Below are 18624 nucleotides of genomic sequence, written 5' to 3'. Positions count from 1 at the left end.
TGCCAGGCGCGGTTTTGCAACGTTAAGTACAGAATTAAGGGGGAATCAACATGACAAGAGAAGCTGGTCGGTCCGCACAAGCGGCAACATGGAGCGGTATCGTCGGAAACATGGCACTTGCAGTCATCAAAACAGGAGTAGGATACATGGCGAATAGTAAATCTTTACTGGCCGATGGTTTGTATTCTGCCTCTGAAGCTGCCTCTTCTCTGGTTGCTCTTTTCCCCTCACGATCTGTACAACCCAAAGGCAAAGTGCAAAAGGAGCGGCTAAGAGAACATGCAAGGGCTGCGAAACCGGGCATGACGGTTCTGCTAGCGGTGCTTATTTTGATGGGAGGCCTACAGCTGGCTATCTCCGCATTAAGCAGTCTATCGAGTGGTGAACTCGAAGCACCTGGAAAGTCTGTTCTTTTGGTAGCTGTTGCTGCGTTAGCTGTGAAAGAAGCCATATTTCAATTTCAGTACCGATATTTTCGCAAACGAAATCAGTCACAGGCTATGTCATATGCCTTGCAACACCGCCGTGCATTATATTGTTCACTAGCTGCTTTAATAGGTATCATCGGTGCTATGGCAGGGGAAGAGACAGGTTTGAGCCTGCTGTTGTACCTTGATCCAACCGCAGCCCTTATTGCTTCCGGTTTTATTTTGTATAAAGGTTATCGAATGATTGTAGATACGGTCTACGGTTCGCTTGTTCAAGAACTGGAGCAGGAGGATGCTACGGACTACAAAGAAACAGTACAACGGGTATACGGTATTATCACGATTGAACATATGGTTGCACGGGAGCAGGAACATGATGTTACCATTGAGTTAGTTGTTAGTGTGAATCCCAGAATCTCCATATTGGAGGCGCAAGAAATTGCAAACCGGGCCAAGACGTTGCTGTTAACACGTTTTAGTCATGTAAAAGAAGTTCAGATCCAGGCTATACCCTATGATCCTGGATATCCTTATAAATCCAATCATGAACTGCCTGATCATGAAGCGACATTAATTCAGTGATGGCGCTGGGATCTCGTAGATCAGGAAAGGAGCGTTAGCGTTGCTATATTCGCAATATCGGTGGAATACACCACATATCAATCTGGAGGCGGCTGCGGCACTATCGCAGGCGCTTTCCGTTTCCCCTCTAGTAGGACGTTTGCTTGTAAGCCGAGGTGTGCACAATGAAGAGGGGGCAGAACGTTTTTTACATCCTGATTTGAATCAGATGCATGATCCTTATCTGCTACTAGGCATGAGTGAGGCCATTCCTCGAATCAAGCTGGCATTGGAGCGAGAAGAACATATTTTAATTTATGGAGATTATGATGCCGATGGAGTATCCAGTACATCGCTCATGATCCATCTGATGCGTCATCTGGGAGCCTCATACGATATCTATATTCCTCATCGCTCGAATGAAGGTTACGGTATTCATAATCATGCTTTGGACTGGGCTCAACAGCAAGGGGTTACATTAATTATTACTGTTGATACGGGAATCAGCGCTGTAGAACAGATTGCATATGCTGCAACACTGGGGATCGAAGTCATTGTGACGGATCATCACGAACCCCCTGAGGTTTTGCCAGAGGCGTACGCACTGATTAATCCGAAACTACCTGGGTGTCCGTATCCGTTCAAAGGTCTGGCCGGGGCTGGTGTAGCGTTGAAGGTTGCTCAGGCATTGATCGGTGAGGTGCCGGGCGAATGGATGGAGATTGCGGCGATCGGAACGGTAGCAGATTTGATGCCGCTTGAGGGCGAGAATCGGGTGATCGTCAGTTACGGGATCGAATCTATGAGAGGTTCCAAACTTCCTGGAGTTAGTGCCTTACTTGAGATTAGTGGTGTGGATCAAAGCCAGGTGACTTCGATTAATATAGCTTTTGCCATGGCTCCACGTATTAATGCTAGCGGCCGATTAGATCATGCGGGAAGAGCGGTATCACTGCTCACGACGGAAGATTTGGATGAAGCTCATACCCTTGCGGGACAGCTGGATCTACTCAATCGAGAGCGGCAACAAGTCGTGGAGGGTATTCTACAGGAAGCGACAGCACAACTGGAACAGAAAATGGAGCAACGGTCCGGAGCTGTGCCGGATGTTATCGTACTGGCGGGCGAAGGGTGGAATGTCGGTGTAGTCGGCATTGTGGCTTCCAAGTTGCTGGAGCGATACTATCGCCCAACACTGATTCTGGGAATTGATCCCGAGAGTGGCGTCTGCAAAGGCTCCGCGCGTTCCATTGAGGGTCTGGATATTTATGAGGCACTTACCGTGAACAAAGATAGTATGGATCATTATGGTGGCCATCCTGCGGCTGCAGGAATGACGTTGCATCGTGATCAATTGGAAGAGCTTGAGGCGGGTTTAAATGAATATGCCGCGACGGTACTAACCGAAGAAGACTTTGTACCTCAGCGCCTGGCTGATGATGAATGCAGAATTAGTGATGTGCCACTCAAGGTGATTCAGGAGATTGACCGATTACAGCCGTTTGGCATGAGTAATCCATCACCGCGTTTTGTATTGAGACAGGTGACTGTCAAGGAAACCAGAACCATGGGGAGGGAAAAACGCCATTTGAAGCTGGTTCTTGAACAAGACGGTCAGCAGCTGGAAACTGTTGCTTTTGGCAAGGGAGCACTGGCCGAATTTCTCTCCCCCGGTTCTGTCATCGATGTGATGGGGGAACTGTCGATCAATGAATGGAATGGCATGAGAAAGCCGCAAATGATGCTTCAGGACATCAGCGTTCCTGGGTCACAAGTGTTTGATATGCGTGGACATGCTGAGCCGCTGATTGCAATGAAGCACTTCCTGAGTGCGCTTGACGTACATCTGCGATATAAAGCGGGGGCGATTGGGGCCATTGTTCGAAAAGAAACCAATGTTTCTGAGGGAAATTCATTGTATGAACCGTGCCTTTGGGTATATGATAGAAAGGTCGGGTTATTTCCGTGTAATGCTGCCGCAAAGCAGTATGGGCAGGAAGAAGTCCGGACGTTATTTGTGTTTGATACGCCGGAAACCCCGGAACAACTTGATGCAATGCTGGCTTTGTTCAGCGGAGCCGAGAATATCATCCTTCTGCACGGATCAGGCAACCGTCGAGACCGACTTCAGATGCCTTCCAGAGAACTGTTCAAGCGGTTTTATATGCTGGTGTTCAAATGGAAAACGGAACCTGTGGAGGAACAAGAGATAACCCCTGTACTCAGTCGTCAATGTGGTTGTTCTACGCGTATGATCACGATGATGCTTGATGTTTTTGAGGAGCTGGCCTTCATTACTCGGAAGGACGGCAAAATCGTGGTTGCGGAAAGCCCGCCAAAACGTGATTTAACTTCAGCACGTCATTATCAGGCGCTGGAAAACATGGCCGAGACAGAACAGGTGATGCTGGATGCATCTACACCTCAACTGACACAATGGATGGTATCCCGGATGAAGGGCGTATCTTAGATGGAAGTTTGTGTATTTATTTTAGGAGGAGATTATTTTGGATTTTAAAGAGTATATTCGTGTCATTCCTGACTTTCCACAACCGGGAATCAGCTTCAAGGACATTACAACATTGCTGAAAGATGGAGAAATGTACCGCAATGCGATCAATGAACTGAAACAGATGGTATCTGAACTGAAAATTGATGTCATTGCTGGACCTGAAGCACGCGGTTTCGTTGTGGGCGCCCCACTCGCATACGCTCTTGGCGTTGGTTTTGCTCCAATTCGCAAAAGTGGAAAATTGCCTGGAGCGACAATCGAAGCAGGGTATGATCTCGAATATGGCAAGGATACACTTGCAATGCATACAGATGCAATCGAGAAAGGGCAAAATGTCCTGATCGCAGATGATCTGCTCGCAACGGGCGGAACCATTGCAACTTCCATTAATCTGATTGAACAATTGGGCGGTAATGTGGTAGGTGCTGCATTCCTGATTGAATTGACAGATCTGAATGGCCGTGGCAAATTGCCTGAAAATATGAGTGTATTTACATTAATGAACTACTAAACGTAAATCAACTTATGAGTTGCTGTGAGTTATGAAGAAGTTGACTTCCCAAGTTTCCCGGGAAATAATATACAGCATTAACGATTGGCAAAAAGCCTGCTTCTCCAACGTATTAAGTTGGGGAGGCAGGCTTTTTAAATTACTTTTTTGAAGGTGAAATACGTTCTCTATATTGAGATATGCACACGCGAACTTGCATTCTTATCATATGATGCTTAGTCAGGTGTTTTTTCGATAATGGGTTGCTTTTTACTGTCTTCGTTCAATAAACCAAGTACCTCGAACAATTTGAACAACAGACTGAGAAGCATTCCGGCAATCGTAGCCAGTGCCATGCCTTTCAGATGTACACCATAGAAGGAAACTTCCGTACCGCTAAGCCCGATAACCAATACGAGTGTAGTCAGGAGCAGATTTGTCGGTTTGGCGAAATCCACTTTTTGTTCAACCAAGATACGTAGACCGGAAGCCGCAATGACTCCGAACAGAAGGAGGGAGACACCACCCATAACAGGTACTGGAATGTTCGCAATAAGTGCTGAGAACGTGCCGGAGAAAGAGAGCAGGATGGCAATGACAGCTGCACCACCGATAACATAAATGGAGTAGACACGAGTCAGAGCCATAACACCGATGTTTTCGCCATATGTTGTATTCGGTGTGGATCCCACGAAACCGGACAGAATCGTAGACACACCATTACCAAGCAAGGAACGATGCAGTCCAGGGTCTCTGGACAAATCTTTGCCCACAATGCTGCTGGTGACAAGTAGATGCCCGATATGTTCGACGATAACGACGAGTGCTACCGGTAAAATTGTGAAGATGACGGACCAATCAAATGTAGGTGTAGTTATGGTTGGCAGAGAGAGGAAATCTGCGTTAGCAATTTTATCTGTGTTCACTTCTTTTAAAAAGTACCCTAGGGCATAACCGGACACAATACCGATCAGGATATGAATAATTTTAGGAAAGCCGCGGAAGGTTACAGCACCGATGACGGTAATTCCTAACGTGACCATGGATAAAATAATAGGTTTGGCTTGAGGAACCCAACCGGGGTTGTTCACAGGATCAGAATTAATGAGACCCGCCATTCCGGCGGCGACAGGTACAAGCTCCAGACCAATCAGGGCTACGATCGCACCCATGACGGCTGGTGGAAATACAATATTAATCCAGCCTGTGCCGGCATATTTAATAATGAGTGCAACGAGGCAAAACACGACTCCTGTTACGATAAAAGCTGCGAGAGCCATGGAGTAACCATTCTCTGGATGGCCTTTCAAAACAGCCATAACCGGTGCAATAAAAGCAAAGCTTGACCCGAGATATGCGGGGATTTTTCCTTTACACATCAGAATGTACAATAGCGTACCAATTCCGTTCATCAACAGAATCATGCTAGGGTCCACTCCGAACAGGTTAGGTACAAGTACTGTACTGCCAAACATAGCGAATAAATGTTGCAAACTCAATAATGCACCTGGGCCAAAAGGCATCTTCTGATTAACTTGAATTTCGCGTTGCAACGAATCTCATCTCCTTTTCCGATACACAAACTTTCAATAGATTACAGAGTTTCTTTCAAATTAGCAATAACAATTTTCAGGTTTGGACTGTAAATCACTTATTTTCTCAGATTTCCCTTCTATTTCAGCAATTATCGGCAATAATGGATAACAACGGAGACTTTTTAAAAATTGGATAAACGCTCTTATTCGTCAGCAGTTGACGAGAAACGGGCAAGGCGTCATAATTATAGGAAATTACTTTTACGGGGAACCTGTGTTGATGTATTGTCACGGGTTCCATTTTGTATAGAAAGGACACGGAACAGATCAGAATGGGCATAGAGCAATTACTCGAGAAGGCCGGGGCGTATATCAAAGAACCCGATCTGGTGCGCATACGAGAGGCTTACGAATTTGCTGATCAGGCTCACCACGGACAGACGCGAAAATCGGGAGAACCGTATATTCTGCATCCGCTTGCGGTTGCCGACATTGTTGTGAATATGCAGATGGACACCATCTCCATTATTGCAGCACTTCTTCATGATGTAGTAGAGGACACTACGGTGTCGCTTGAAGAGATCCGCACTCATTTCGGCAATACGTGTGCCATGCTTGTTGACGGCTTGACGAAGCTGGAACGCATCCAGTTTCGCTCCAAGGAAGAACAGCAGAACGAGAACTACCGCAAAATGTTCATCGCCATGGCGCAGGACATCCGTGTCATCGTGATTAAATTGGCTGACCGTCTGCATAATATGCGGACCCTCAAATTTCAGTCGGAAGAAAGCCAGCGCAGGATCTCGTATGAGACACTGGAAATTTTCTGTCCGATTGCAAACCGTTTGGGGATCTCTGCGATCAAATGGGAAATGGAGGACATCGCCCTCCGTTATTTGAATCCGCAACAATACTACCGTATTGCAAATCTGATGCACAAAAAACGTGCAGAACGTGAGCAGTACATCGACACAGTAATGGATGGCATTACAAGCAAGCTCGAAGAGATGGGCATTCAAGCAGACTTGTCTGGCCGCCCGAAACATATCTATAGTGTGTTCAAAAAAATGACGACCAAGAACAAGCAGTTTAACGAGATTTATGACCTGCTTGCGATTCGTATTATTGTGGATAATATCAAGGACTGTTATGCTACGCTCGGCATTATCCACACATTATGGAAGCCGATGCCTGGACGATTCAAGGATTATATTGCCATGCCAAAAGCCAATATGTATCAGTCCTTGCACACGACTGTGGTGGGGCCTAACGGGGAGCCAACCGAGGTACAGATTCGTACCTGGGATATGCACCGTACAGCCGAGTTTGGTATCGCGGCACACTGGGCTTATAAAGAAGGAACTGCGGCAGGGCCTCAGTTTGAAGATAAAATCACCTTTTTCCGGGAAATTCTTGAACTTCAAAATGAAGCGCAGGATGCTTCCGAATTTGTCGAATCGCTCAAAATGGATTTCTTCTCGGATCTGGTGTTTGTATTTACGCCAAAAGGGGAAGTCATTGAATTGCCAAGCGGCTCCGTACCGCTGGATTTTGCCTACCGCATTCATACCGAGGTGGGAAATCGAACCATTGGTGCCAAAGTAAACGGCCGAATTGTTCCGCTCGACTATCATCTCAAAACGGGCGATATTATCGAAATTTTAACTTCCAAGCATTCTTACGGTCCAAGTCAGGACTGGTTGAAAATTGCAAAATCTTCTCATGCACGGGCGAAGATCAAACAATGGTTCAAGAAGGAACGTCGTGAAGAGAACGTAGAAAAAGGCCGGGAGAGCTGCGAGCGGGAGCTGAAACGTATGGGACTTGATCCTTCTGCGTGGATGACCGATGACAAGCTAATGGAAGCGGCCAAGAAATTTGCGTTTAACGATATCGATGATATGCTAGCGGCGGTTGGCTTTGGCGGGATTACTGCCGCTCAGATCGTCACAAAAGCAACGGAGAAGCTCCGCAAAGAGCAGGAAGAATCCAATCTGCTGGAACTGAATTCCGAGATGCGTGAACTGAAGCCAGCTCCTGAACGCAGAAACAGACCAACCAACGGTATTCGTGTCAAAGGCATTGATAATCTGCTGGTTCGCTTTGCAAGGTGCTGTAACCCTGTGCCTGGAGATGACATTATCGGTTATGTTACACGCGGCCGCGGCGTTTCTGTGCACCGCAGTGACTGTCCAAATATCCCTACAAGTGCGGATGGTGAAGAGGCAGCACGGGTAATTGAAGTCGAGTGGGAAGAGAATATCGAATCGAGCTACAGTGTCGATATCGAGATTACAGGTCATGATCGCAATGGACTGCTCAATGAGGTGCTTCAGGCTGTTTCCGAAAGTAAAACGAATATATCTGCTGTCACCGGACGGACGGATAAAAATAAATTGGCATTGGTGCACGTCACCATTCTGATTCGCAATACAGATCATTTGCATGCCGTTGTGGAACGAATTAAACGGGTGAAGGATGTTTATTCTGTACACCGAATTATGCAGTAAGGAGTCCGTAAGATGAGAGTGCTGGTACAACGCTGTAAAGAGGCTCAGGTAACCGTGGGAAATGAATTGACAGGCAGAATCGAATCCGGTTTAATGCTGCTTGTAGGCATAACTCATGAGGACACGGAGAAAGATGCGATCTACTTGGCAGATAAAATTAGCGGGCTTCGCATTTTCGAGGATGAACAGGGAAAGATGAATCTCAGCCTGCTGGATGTAGGCGGTGCGGTTTTGTCCGTTTCACAGTTTACGCTGTATGGTGATTGTCGTAAAGGCAAACGCCCAAGCTTTGCTGCGGCGGCTCGTCCAGAAGCGGCTGAACGTTTGTATGAAACGTTTAATCAGTTGTTGCGGGATAAAGGGATTCAGGTGGAAACGGGACGTTTCGGAGCGATGATGGACGTTACGTTTACGAACTGGGGGCCGGTTACCCTGATGGTAGAAAGTCCTTCGTAAGACTGAGCTTGCGCATAATTGCGCAGTGAAGGGGTCATAATGAGAGAGAAGTAAACGTTGGTATTACATTGTTGTTGTATCTTTGTTGACCAAAGGAGTTTCTCTGAATTATGCGCCAATCAGCAAAAGTAACCAAGAACCAGAACGAGCCGCTAATGATGCCTGGCAATCTGGCGGAGTCACTTCAACTTGCCCGATCTGCCGCTGCTCATGTGTGCACATTGTGGACGTTGCAAACTTCAGATAAAGACAGGCAGGAGCATCATCCACGACCATAGCTCAACCATCTAATAAAACAAAATAGTGATGCTCGAAACCCCGGTTGTTTGACAATCCGGGGCTTTTTGCTGTTATGATTCACATTTCATCTTCCCGGAGGCAGGCTGCAAAATCAATTCCAAATGCATGGATTGTTATAAAAGGCACTCCTTGGGGTAATAACAAAACGAGGCACAAAAGAAGTGCCAAAGGATAGAATCAATCTCTCTAGGTTTAATCACATTCGAATACGGAAAGGAGACCATAGATCATGAGTAAAGTTGCTTTTTTGCTTGCGAATGAGTTTGAGGATTCAGAAATGAAGGTTCCGTACGATGAGGTGAAGAAGGCTGGACACGAGGTACACATTATCGGGTTAAAAGCGGGTGAAACGCTTCAAGGCAAGGGCGGCAAGGCTTCATATACGACGGACAAAGCGATCTCAGAGGTGCATGCGTCAGATTATGATGCAGTCGTTATCCCGGGTGGGTCGTCGCCGGAAAATTTGCGAACAGACGCAAATATCCTGAAATTTGTTACGGAAATCAATGCGGCCAATAAACCAATCGCTGCAATCTGCCATGGTCCGCAAATTTTGGCTAGCGCGGATCTGCTCAAGGGACGAACAATTACATCTTATCCTCCACTCAAGGATGACATGGTCAATGCAGGAGCCGATTTCAAGGATCATGAAGCGGTTGTGGATGGAAACTATATTACATCCCGTACACCCGAAGATGAACCAGCATTTGTTCGTGAATTGATGAAAGTAATATAAGCATTAAAGGGTAAACTGAATACGATGATGGCATTCTAATGATATATTTTATTCCATAAAGGAGGGTTTGACATGGCAAAACATATTCAGGCGTATTTTCGAACCGAGGACGAGGCAGAGGGTGCAAGAACCTCACTATTGACGTTCCATACCGAGCAGCTTGAAGTAGGTCAACTGGATGCTGCCATTGGCAGGGATACACGAGTTATGGTTCCACTGGTTCCTTATAATACGGCTGGTGGTGTAGGTACGAATGGTGCAATGGGCGTAGGAGCTGCCCCTGGTGTTCCAGCTAGCGAAAATGTAATTCCTGTTGTCACCGATGTTAATCGTGACGCTGAACGCGATCCTCGCAACAGAGTGAATGAGGACGGAGATATGCTGGATGCCGCAGATGTGACTTCGGCCGACTATGATGACCTGCATTATGTTCTGTCTGCCAAAGTAAGAGATGAGGATTATGATGCGATCGTTCATAAGCTTCGCTCTAATCATGCCTATGTGGAAGAACTCGATTAATTGATAAAAACAAGCTGGCCCTTACGCTGCCCGGTCTTCTATAGCCGGAAAGACGTAAGGGCTTTTTGTTGTACACAATGATTCGATGGAACCTGCAGATTTGCTGGCGAAAAAGAAAGAGAGGATGTGGAAAATTATAAATAATTAAAGCGCTATCATTTTTGTAATATTACTGTAATATTAGTAACACAAGCCTTTAACAATGTGCGTTTATAATAACACACATGACCCCCTTTTTTTATATATCCTTTGAACCTGCACACCGTGTGCAGGTTATTTTTTTCTGTTTTTTTTCTGTCTTAGGATGTTAGCCCTTGACTTTAGTACTGCGGTTCATTACAATCAGAAAATAATACGTTGACCATAGTCAACAAAAGTCGTTTTTTTGAAACATATGACTGATTTGATGACGGGACCAAGTACTCCGTACCCACATGACCAGAGAGGAATCCCCAAGGCTGTAAGGATTCTCTTGATGAGCGGACGAATGACTTCCCCGAGAACAGACGGCGAACAAGGCAGAGAACATCTGCGGATCTTAGTAGCCGGCCTGCGCATGACGTGCGTTATACGTAGAGCGGAAGAACTGTTGATCTGGATGTAGCATTGAAAATATCCTGACGTAGCACAACAACAACCTGAACGGCTATAGGCTCAGGCTTCCGGAATGTGGGTGGTACCACGGGTGAATGTATATACAATCTCTCGTCCCTTTGTTTGCTTTTCATAAGCAAACAGGGCGAGGGATTTTTTTGTTTTCAAGTTGATTCTCCCTGTACACGGGAACGTAGAGTGTAGAACCAATCTGAAGAAACGGAGTGTTCGCCTTTATCACCGGATTTTTAACATTTCTACATGTTAGATCAGGAAAATCCGGGGATAACAGCGATCGGAAGATGGTACTACAATCGAAGTGGTCAAGTGTACAGTTAGAATTCACGTTTACAGAGAAAATCAATGCTGGAGGGATACAGATGGGTTTTCAGAAACCGACAGGAACGCAGGATTTGCTGCCTGGAGTAGTGGAGAAGTGGCAGTATGTAGAAGAAAAAGCACGGGATCTGTGTCGACGTTTTAATTATCGCGAGATCCGCACGCCGATTTTTGAGCAAACATCTTTGTTTGTACGCGGCGTAGGGGAAACGACAGATATCGTTGAGAAAGAAATGTATACCTTCGATGACAAAGGCAATCGCAGCATGACACTTCGTCCGGAAGGCACAGCTGGCGTAGTTCGCGCTTACGTAGAGAATAAGCTGTACGGCGAACCGGACGTGAGCAAGCTGTATTATATCGGTCCGATGTTCCGGTATGAGCGTCCGCAGGCTGGTCGTCAGCGTCAGTTTCACCAGTTCGGTGTAGAAGCTCTTGGTGCAGTTGATCCGGCAATTGATGCCGAAGTTATTGCGCTTGGTTATCAATTGTGTGTAGAGCTTGGTCTAAAGGATGTCAAAGTGGAAATTAACTCGGTGGGCAATGCAACTAGTCGGGCGGAATACCGGGAGACGCTGCTTGGTTTCCTGAGACCAATGAAAGATACGCTTTGCAAAGACTGCCAATCCCGGATGGAGCGTAACCCGCTGCGTGTACTGGATTGTAAGGTGGATCAGGATAAATTTGTTGGGGCTCCGTCCATCCTGGACAGCCTGGATGAAGAATCATTGAGTCATTTTGCCAAATTGCAGGCGTATCTGGACGATTTCGGCGTAGACTACGCGGTGAACAATCGTTTAGTGCGGGGACTCGATTATTACACGCTGACAGCATTTGAGTTAAAGGCACAAGGTATCGGAGCCATTGATACCGTTGGTGGCGGTGGAAGATACAATGGTCTTGTTGGTGATATCGGCGGACCGGATCAGCCGGGTATTGGCTTTGGTATTGGTCTGGAGCGTATTCAACTCATTCTGGAACACCAGAATATTGAAGTAACTACACTCGCTCCGCTTGACGTGTATTTTGTCGCTCTGGGTGAGGCGGCTGATCGTGAGGTCAATCGACTGTTGTTTAAATTGCGTCAATCGGGCTTATCCGGCGAACGCGACTATCTGGGCCGTAAGATGAAAGCACAGATGAAATCAGCAGACCGCTTCAAAGCTCGTTATACGGCGATTCTTGGGGATGACGAACTGGAACGCGGTGAAATCTCACTTAAAGCGATGGATACCGGCGAGCAGCAGACTGTTAAGCTGGATGAGCTGGTGGCTACGGTACGCGGAAATCATTAAGAACCTACGCTGAAATGACAAGCTTAGAATCGGCAAGTGGCTATGGTGAATAGATATTCCGATTTCACGGATGGTACTCTCCAGAGACAGCATGCCTTTCGAATATATCTTCACGTAACCGGAATGTGGAAGGCGGGCTACATGCTTGTCTTACACAGAACGGAAATTTCACATAAGAGGAGTTTGGTTATGAAAAGAAGTCATCATTGCGGCGCATTAACAGACGCACATATCGGTGAAACAGTAACATTGAACGGCTGGGTACAGACCCGCCGTGACCTGGGGGGCGTACTTTTTATCGATCTGCGTGACCGCAGCGGAATTGTACAAGTTGTTTTTAACCCGGCATATTCCGGTGAAGCATTGCAGATCGCAGATCGTGTACGCAGTGAGTATGTCATTGCGGTAACGGGTAAAGTGGTTAAACGTGATGCAGAGACTGTAAACAAAAACCTGCCAACAGGCGAGATCGAAGTTCAAATTACGGAAATCGAAGTGTTGAATGCAGCCAAAACACCTCCATTCTTCATCGAAGATGGCGTTGAGGTAGATGAATCCCTGCGTTTGAAATATCGTTACCTGGACCTGCGTCGTCCGGAAATGTTCGAAACCTTAAAACTGCGTTCCAAAGCGTCTAAAGTGTTCCGTGATTACCTGGACGGAGAAGAGTTCGTTGAGGTGGAAACACCAATCTTGACCAAGAGTTCCCCGGAAGGTGCGCGTGACTATCTCGTACCAAGCCGTGTACATGAAGGAGAATTCTTTGCCCTGCCACAATCCCCACAAATCTACAAACAATTGTTGATGGTTGGTGGACTTGAGCGTTACTACCAAATCGCTCGTTGTTTCCGTGACGAGGACTTGCGTGCAGACCGTCAACCGGAATTCACTCAAGTCGACATCGAGACGTCTTTCTTGCAACAAGATGACCTGTTACCAATGATGGAACAGTTGATGGCCAAATTGCTTCGTGAAACGAAAGGCATTGAGCTGGAATTGCCATTCCAACGGATTACGTATGCTGATGCCATGGGCAAATACGGTTCTGACAAACCAGATCTGCGTTTTGGCATGGAACTGGTGGAGATGAACGATATCGTAGCAGGCAGCGGTGTGAAGGTATTCGCTTCCGTCATTGAAAAAGGCGGCGAAGTGAAGGTACTGAACGCCAAAGGCTGCGGTACTTGGAGCCGTAAAGAGATCGATGATCTCGGACCATTCGCTGCACGTTACGGCGCTAAAGGTCTCGCTTGGATTCAAGTGAAAGACGGCGAGTTCAAAGGGCCAATCGTGAAGTTCTTTACGCCGGAAGAGATTGAAGCGGTTAAAGAACGTACAGGCGCTGAAGAAGGGGACTTGCTGCTCTTCTCCGCTGACACCAAAAAAGTCGTTGCTGATGTTCTCGGTGCCCTGCGTCTGAAAATCGGACGTCAACTGGGCCTGATCGATGACAGCAAGTTCAAGTTTGCTTGGGTTGTGGACTTCCCGCTACTCGGCTATGATGAAGAAGCGAAACGTTATGTGGCGGAACACCACCCGTTCACACGTCCAAAAGACGAAGATGTACATTTGTTTGACACAGATCCGGGTGCAATCCGCGCTCAAGCCTACGACCTTGTACTGAATGGTTATGAAGTCGGTGGCGGTTCGATGCGTATCTACAAACGTGATGTACAAGAAAAAATGTTTGCTGCGCTTGGACTTACACCAGAAGTGGCTAACGATAAATTCGGTTATCTGCTCGAAGCATTCGAATATGGTACACCACCACATGGCGGTATCGCATTTGGTCTGGACCGTCTCGTAATGTTGCTGGCAGGACGCACAAATCTGCGTGAAACCATTGCCTTCCCGAAAACGGCGAGTGCAACTGATCTCTTGATGAATGCACCTTCCGAAGTGGATGGATCACAACTCGAACAACTTCACATCCGTGTAGCCCGTAAACCTGTCGCGGAAAAGAAATAAAGGAGGCATCGATTTTCAATGCTCCATCAATTTTCAAGAACAGAGCTTGCAATCGGACCAGAAGGTCTGAACACGCTCAGAAATAGCACGGTAGCTGTACTTGGCATCGGCGGTGTGGGCGGGATTGCTGTAGAAGCACTTGCCCGCAGCGGAGTTGGCCGAATCATCCTGATTGACAAAGATGTAGTGGATATCACGAACATCAACCGGCAAATTCATGCACTTACCACGACAGTAGGTCAGAAAAAAGCCGACTTGATGGTAGAACGTGTGAAATTGATCAATCCGGAATGTGACGCCATTGCGCTTAACATGTTTTATACGGAAGAAACGTATGAGGAATTGTTCAAGTACGATCTGGATTATGTACTGGATGCTTCCGATACGATTATCTACAAAATACATCTCATTAAAGAGTGTCTTAAACGCAAAATTCCGATCATCTCCAGCATGGGCGCTGCGAACAAAATGGACCCGACGAAATTCCAGGTCGCGGATATTTCGAAAACGTCCATGGACCCGATTGCCCGTGTAGTACGCACCAAGCTACGCAAAGACGGCATCAAAAAGGGCGTGAAGGTAGTATTCTCCACCGAAGAGCCACTCAAGCCACGTGCAGACGTGACGCAGAAGATCGTTCCCGAGAATGCGCCTGAGATTCGCAAAGCGAAACAGCCGCCGGCAAGTAACGCTTTTGTCCCGCCGGTAGCTGGTCTGATTATGGTCAGTGTTGCCGTGAAAGATCTGCTTGAAAAAGCAGAGGAGTCAGAGGCTTAAGCAAACAACAGATCAAATCAATTAACATTGTATAAGATTAACCGATGAAGCGCGGGTGCTATGAGCACCTGCGTTTTTTGGTATTTTTCTTTTTGCGCGCCGCATCTTCAATGGGGGATACGATATGTCAGGAGTACGTCATGTACTTCACTTTGAAAACGGTGTATGATATGATGTGCTGCGCGAAATGATGATACATACATAAAGATTTGCGGCGTATAGGTTCAACTTAACTTTTTACACGAGAACGTAGAGGACAGAAAAAAGCTGGAGAAGCGAAGTGTTCGCCTATAAGCTTTCTGAAAGAAAGCTACATCGGAAGGTTATTCTGTCATCGGAGTGGCAAGTGTAAACATTCTTTAGTTGAATTTATAAAAAGCGAGAGGGGAACAGAACAAATGAAACACGGGTGGTTGTCCAGACAGCTGGGCATGGAACCAGAAGATCAGTGGAAGAAGGAAATTGTGGCTGGTGCCATATCCTATTTTGCGGTCGTTTATATTGTGATGGTGAATGCGAAGATTCTTTCCGATGCGGGTATGCCGTTGCAGGCAGCGATGGTAGGTACGTTGCTCACATCCATTGCAGGATGTTTGCTTATGGCTTTTGGAGGTAAATCACCGATTGTTGTGGTGCCCGGCATGGGAATAAATGCATTTTTCACATACACACTTGTGCACTCGATGAAGCTGACTTGGCAAGAAGCGCTGGCTGTAGTGGCTGTTACGGGTGCTCTGTTTGCTGTCGTTGCCTTTACGTCGTTATATAAAATGATCAGCGAAGCGATCCCGAAAAATTTGCAGCATGGCATCACGGTCGGGATTGGATTGTTTCTAACCTTTATCGGACTGCAAAAGAGCAGCATTGTGATTGCCCATCAGACAACGTTTGTTGCTATCGGACACTTTAATGATCCCAATGTTATTACAGCTTGCGTAACACTTGTGCTCGCCGTTATTTTATTTATCCGAAATGTTCAAGGCGGTTTGCTCATCAGTATTTTAATTGGGACAGGACTTGCTTACGTGCTCGGAGCTGTACATCCCGGCGAAGCGGTATCTGCTATGGAAGCACTGCGGCAATATGGCGGTCTGTTTGGTGAATTATCTCTGATGAAGCTGGCGGATATTGCATTCTGGATTGCTGTCTTTTTGCTACTGTTGATTGTTGTGTTTGAAAATATCGGGCTCATCACCGCGCAAACGAATATGATTGGTCGGCCGGAACGGTTCAAGGGCAGTCTGCGTGCACTGTCGGTTAGCACGGTGCTGGCAGGTATTTTGGGTAGTAGTCCACCCGTGGCAGCAGCGGAGACTACAGCGGGCATCGCGGCAGGTGGACGCACAGGATTAACGCCACTCGTGACGGCGGTGCTGTTCGGAGCTACCTTTTTCTTCATTCCGCTACTCGGGTATATTCCCGATAGTGCGATTGCACCTATTTTGATCATCATCGGCGGCTTGATGGTACAGGGTGTCAGAGATATGGATTTCAGCGATTTTACCGAAGCGTTTCCGGCGTTTCTGATCATGGTCATGATTCCTTTTACATATAGCATTGTGGATGGAATGGCATTTGGCTTTATCGCGTACCCGCTGGCAAAACTGGCTGCCGGAAAAGGAAAAGAAGTGCCTGTTGTCATGTATGGCATTTCGATTCTGTTCCTGGCGAACTTTGTATTGCATGGTATTTTGTAAAACGAAACGAAAAGTGATGAGATAGAGAACGGGAGGAATACGGATGGAAGAACAGGAAAGGCAAGAACAGGGAATGCAAGAACAGCAACACTCGGAGTCGAATAAGCCGAAAGTCGGAACAAAAGGATTCAAGGATTTTGTTAGACTGATCGCTTCCACAAATCCGCCAAAATTGATTCTGACCGTGGCTCTCATCTTGACGTTGATTCAAACGACGGCGGGTCTCATCGTTCCCTTGATGACCAAAGGACTCATTGACGGACTGACGACATCAGCTCTAAATAAATCGGTTATTTTTCTGTTGCTAGGGGCGTTTGTGATCCAAGCCATAGCTTCAGGAATTAGCATCTATATGTTGAACTACGCCGGGCAACGTGTCGTGGCGACGCTCCGCACCAAGCTGTGGAACAAGGTACTGTCACTTCGCATGCCATATTTCGACCGAAATCGTACAGGAGATACGATGAGTCGCATCACCAATGATACCAGCCAAATTATGACGTTAATCGCAGATTATCTCGTGTCCTTTGTCTCCAATATCGTTGCGGTAATCGGTGGGGTGGCGCTGCTCTTTTATCTGGATTGGGTAATGTCTCTCATTATTCTAAGCCTGGTGCCGCTGACCATGCTGATCTTGTTGCCTGTGGGCAGAAAAATGTACAAAATCTCCAAAAAACAGCAGGACGAGATGGCAGGGCTGACGTCGGTGCTCAGTCAGGTGATTAGTGAAATTCGTTTGGTCAAGGCATATGGAACCGAGAAGCAGGAATCCGAGGCGGGAGATTCCCGCATTCGTAAAATGTTCGCTTTTGGATTACAGGAAGCACGTATTCTTGCTTTGATCGGGCCTTTGTTTACTTTTGTTATGACGGCTGTGCTCGTTGTTATTCTAGGTGTCGGGGGGATGCGGGTTGCTTCGGGGCTATTGTCGCCGGGGGAACTGGTTGCGTTCATTCTGCTACTGTTCCAGGTTATTATGCCTATGGGACAGTTCACAACGTTGTACTCACGTTTGCAAAAAGTCGTAGGAGCTACTGAACGAATTCAGGCGATTCTTGCGGACGAGGAAGAACCGGATCACAGCACAAAGCTTGCTCCGCAAGGCAATGAAACGATTGCGTTTCACGATGTACATTTCTCTTATGTTACAGGCGAAGAAGTGCTGCATGGCATTCATCTAACGGTGCCGACTCGCAAAGTAACAGCGATTGTGGGTCCGAGCGGAAGTGGTAAGTCTACGCTGTTCTCACTGCTGGAGCAGTTTTACTTGCCCGATTCGGGTCACATTTCGTATGGGGGAGAAGCGATAACAACGTATTCCCTCGCTTCCTGGCGTAGCAAAATTGGCTATGTATCACAAGAAAGTCCACTTATGGCAGGTACGATTAAAGACAATATCACGTATGGTCTCAATCGTGAAGTAACCATGGATGAGATCAGAAGAGCCGCGGAGATGGCCTATTCGGCTGACTTTATCGACAAACTGCCACAAGGTTTTGACACCGAAGTGGGCGAACGCGGAATGAAGTTATCCGGGGGCCAGCGTCAGCGGATCGCTATTGCCCGTGCGTTGCTGCGTAGCCCTGATATTCTGATGCTGGATGAAGCCACCTCCAGTCTGGACAGTACCTCCGAGTACGAAGTTCAACAGGCGTTATCCAATCTGATGGAGGGCAGAACCACCATTGTGATCGCACATCGATTGTCTACAGTTGTGGATTCCGATCAGATTGTGGTGTTGGAACATGGGCACGTGACCGGAACAGGAACTCACGCAGAATTGATCCATACGCATCCCGTATACCGGGAGCTTGCGCAAAAACAGTTTGTGGCCCAGGACGGAGATGGCAATGCAAGCAGCAATGGAGAAATACGAAACACATAGTAATGCTCGCTCGACAGAGGGA

Annotated in this window: 14 protein-coding genes; 13 read left to right on the top strand and 1 reads right to left on the bottom strand. The window is 47.0% G+C overall.

Features of this window, described 5'->3' with window-relative positions; all coding sequences use genetic code 11:
- Nucleotides 1-50 precede the first annotated feature (50 nt).
- Genes FS818_RS14590 through FS818_RS14580 form a run of 3 tightly spaced genes read left to right on the top strand, consistent with a single transcriptional unit; the run spans nucleotide 51 to nucleotide 4012 of the window.
- On the top strand, nucleotides 51-1010 hold the full coding sequence (locus FS818_RS14590) for a cation diffusion facilitator family transporter (protein ID WP_145332681.1): 960 nt from the start codon (nucleotides 51-53) through the stop codon (nucleotides 1008-1010).
- Between the two features lie 40 nt (nucleotides 1011-1050).
- A complete protein-coding gene (recJ, locus tag FS818_RS14585) occupies nucleotides 1051-3459 on the top strand; it encodes a single-stranded-DNA-specific exonuclease RecJ (RefSeq protein ID WP_145332680.1) in 2409 nt (802 codons plus the stop codon).
- A 37-nt stretch (nucleotides 3460-3496) separates the two neighbouring features.
- Nucleotides 3497-4012 carry an adenine phosphoribosyltransferase gene (locus FS818_RS14580; RefSeq protein ID WP_090915586.1) on the top strand — a complete coding sequence of 172 codons (516 nt, stop codon included), beginning with the start codon at nucleotides 3497-3499 and terminating at the stop codon, nucleotides 4010-4012.
- Nucleotides 4013-4227: 215 nt separating this feature from the next.
- On the opposite strand, the gene uraA is transcribed toward FS818_RS14580, so the two are convergent.
- Nucleotides 4228-5544 (bottom strand): uracil permease, encoded by a 1317-nt coding sequence (gene uraA / locus FS818_RS14575; RefSeq protein WP_145332679.1) that lies wholly within the window; start codon nucleotides 5542-5544, stop codon nucleotides 4228-4230.
- A gap of 314 nt (nucleotides 5545-5858) precedes the next feature.
- Between uraA and FS818_RS14570 the strand changes: the two genes are divergently transcribed.
- The 10 genes from FS818_RS14570 to FS818_RS14530 all read left to right on the top strand — a co-directional run bounded on the left by FS818_RS14570 (nucleotide 5859) and on the right by FS818_RS14530 (nucleotide 18602).
- Nucleotides 5859-8036 (top strand): RelA/SpoT family protein, encoded by a 2178-nt coding sequence (locus FS818_RS14570; protein WP_090915582.1) that lies wholly within the window; start codon nucleotides 5859-5861, stop codon nucleotides 8034-8036.
- A 12-nt stretch (nucleotides 8037-8048) separates the two neighbouring features.
- Entirely contained in the window at nucleotides 8049-8492 is a 444-nt protein-coding gene (gene dtd / locus FS818_RS14565; protein ID WP_145332678.1) for a D-aminoacyl-tRNA deacylase, read from the top strand.
- Between the two features lie 110 nt (nucleotides 8493-8602).
- A complete protein-coding gene (locus FS818_RS28800; protein WP_186331698.1) occupies nucleotides 8603-8770 on the top strand; it encodes a hypothetical protein in 168 nt (55 codons plus the stop codon).
- Between the two features lie 251 nt (nucleotides 8771-9021).
- Nucleotides 9022-9528: a type 1 glutamine amidotransferase domain-containing protein gene (locus FS818_RS14560; protein ID WP_123066288.1), complete on the top strand. Its 507-nt coding sequence runs from the start codon at nucleotides 9022-9024 to the stop codon at nucleotides 9526-9528.
- Nucleotides 9529-9600: 72 nt separating this feature from the next.
- Nucleotides 9601-10047 (top strand): hypothetical protein, encoded by a 447-nt coding sequence (locus FS818_RS14555; RefSeq protein WP_123066289.1) that lies wholly within the window; start codon nucleotides 9601-9603, stop codon nucleotides 10045-10047.
- 974 nt (nucleotides 10048-11021) lie between these two features.
- Nucleotides 11022-12275 carry a histidine--tRNA ligase gene (gene hisS, locus FS818_RS14550; RefSeq protein ID WP_145332677.1) on the top strand — a complete coding sequence of 418 codons (1254 nt, stop codon included), beginning with the start codon at nucleotides 11022-11024 and terminating at the stop codon, nucleotides 12273-12275.
- A 189-nt stretch (nucleotides 12276-12464) separates the two neighbouring features.
- Entirely contained in the window at nucleotides 12465-14243 is a 1779-nt protein-coding gene (gene aspS, locus FS818_RS14545) for an aspartate--tRNA ligase (protein WP_145332676.1), read from the top strand.
- A gap of 18 nt (nucleotides 14244-14261) precedes the next feature.
- Entirely contained in the window at nucleotides 14262-15020 is a 759-nt protein-coding gene (locus tag FS818_RS14540) for a tRNA threonylcarbamoyladenosine dehydratase (RefSeq protein WP_145332675.1), read from the top strand.
- A 398-nt stretch (nucleotides 15021-15418) separates the two neighbouring features.
- Nucleotides 15419-16717 (top strand): NCS2 family permease, encoded by a 1299-nt coding sequence (locus FS818_RS14535; RefSeq protein WP_145332674.1) that lies wholly within the window; start codon nucleotides 15419-15421, stop codon nucleotides 16715-16717.
- 43 nt (nucleotides 16718-16760) lie between these two features.
- Nucleotides 16761-18602: an ABC transporter ATP-binding protein gene (locus FS818_RS14530; protein ID WP_397351752.1), complete on the top strand. Its 1842-nt coding sequence runs from the start codon at nucleotides 16761-16763 to the stop codon at nucleotides 18600-18602.
- Nucleotides 18603-18624 lie beyond the last annotated feature (22 nt).

The organism is Paenibacillus xylanexedens, from assembly GCF_007680605.1.
Classification (GTDB): Bacteria; Bacillota; Bacilli; order Paenibacillales; family Paenibacillaceae; genus Paenibacillus; species Paenibacillus xylanexedens_B.
This window is presented reverse-complemented; position numbering and strand designations above follow the sequence as displayed.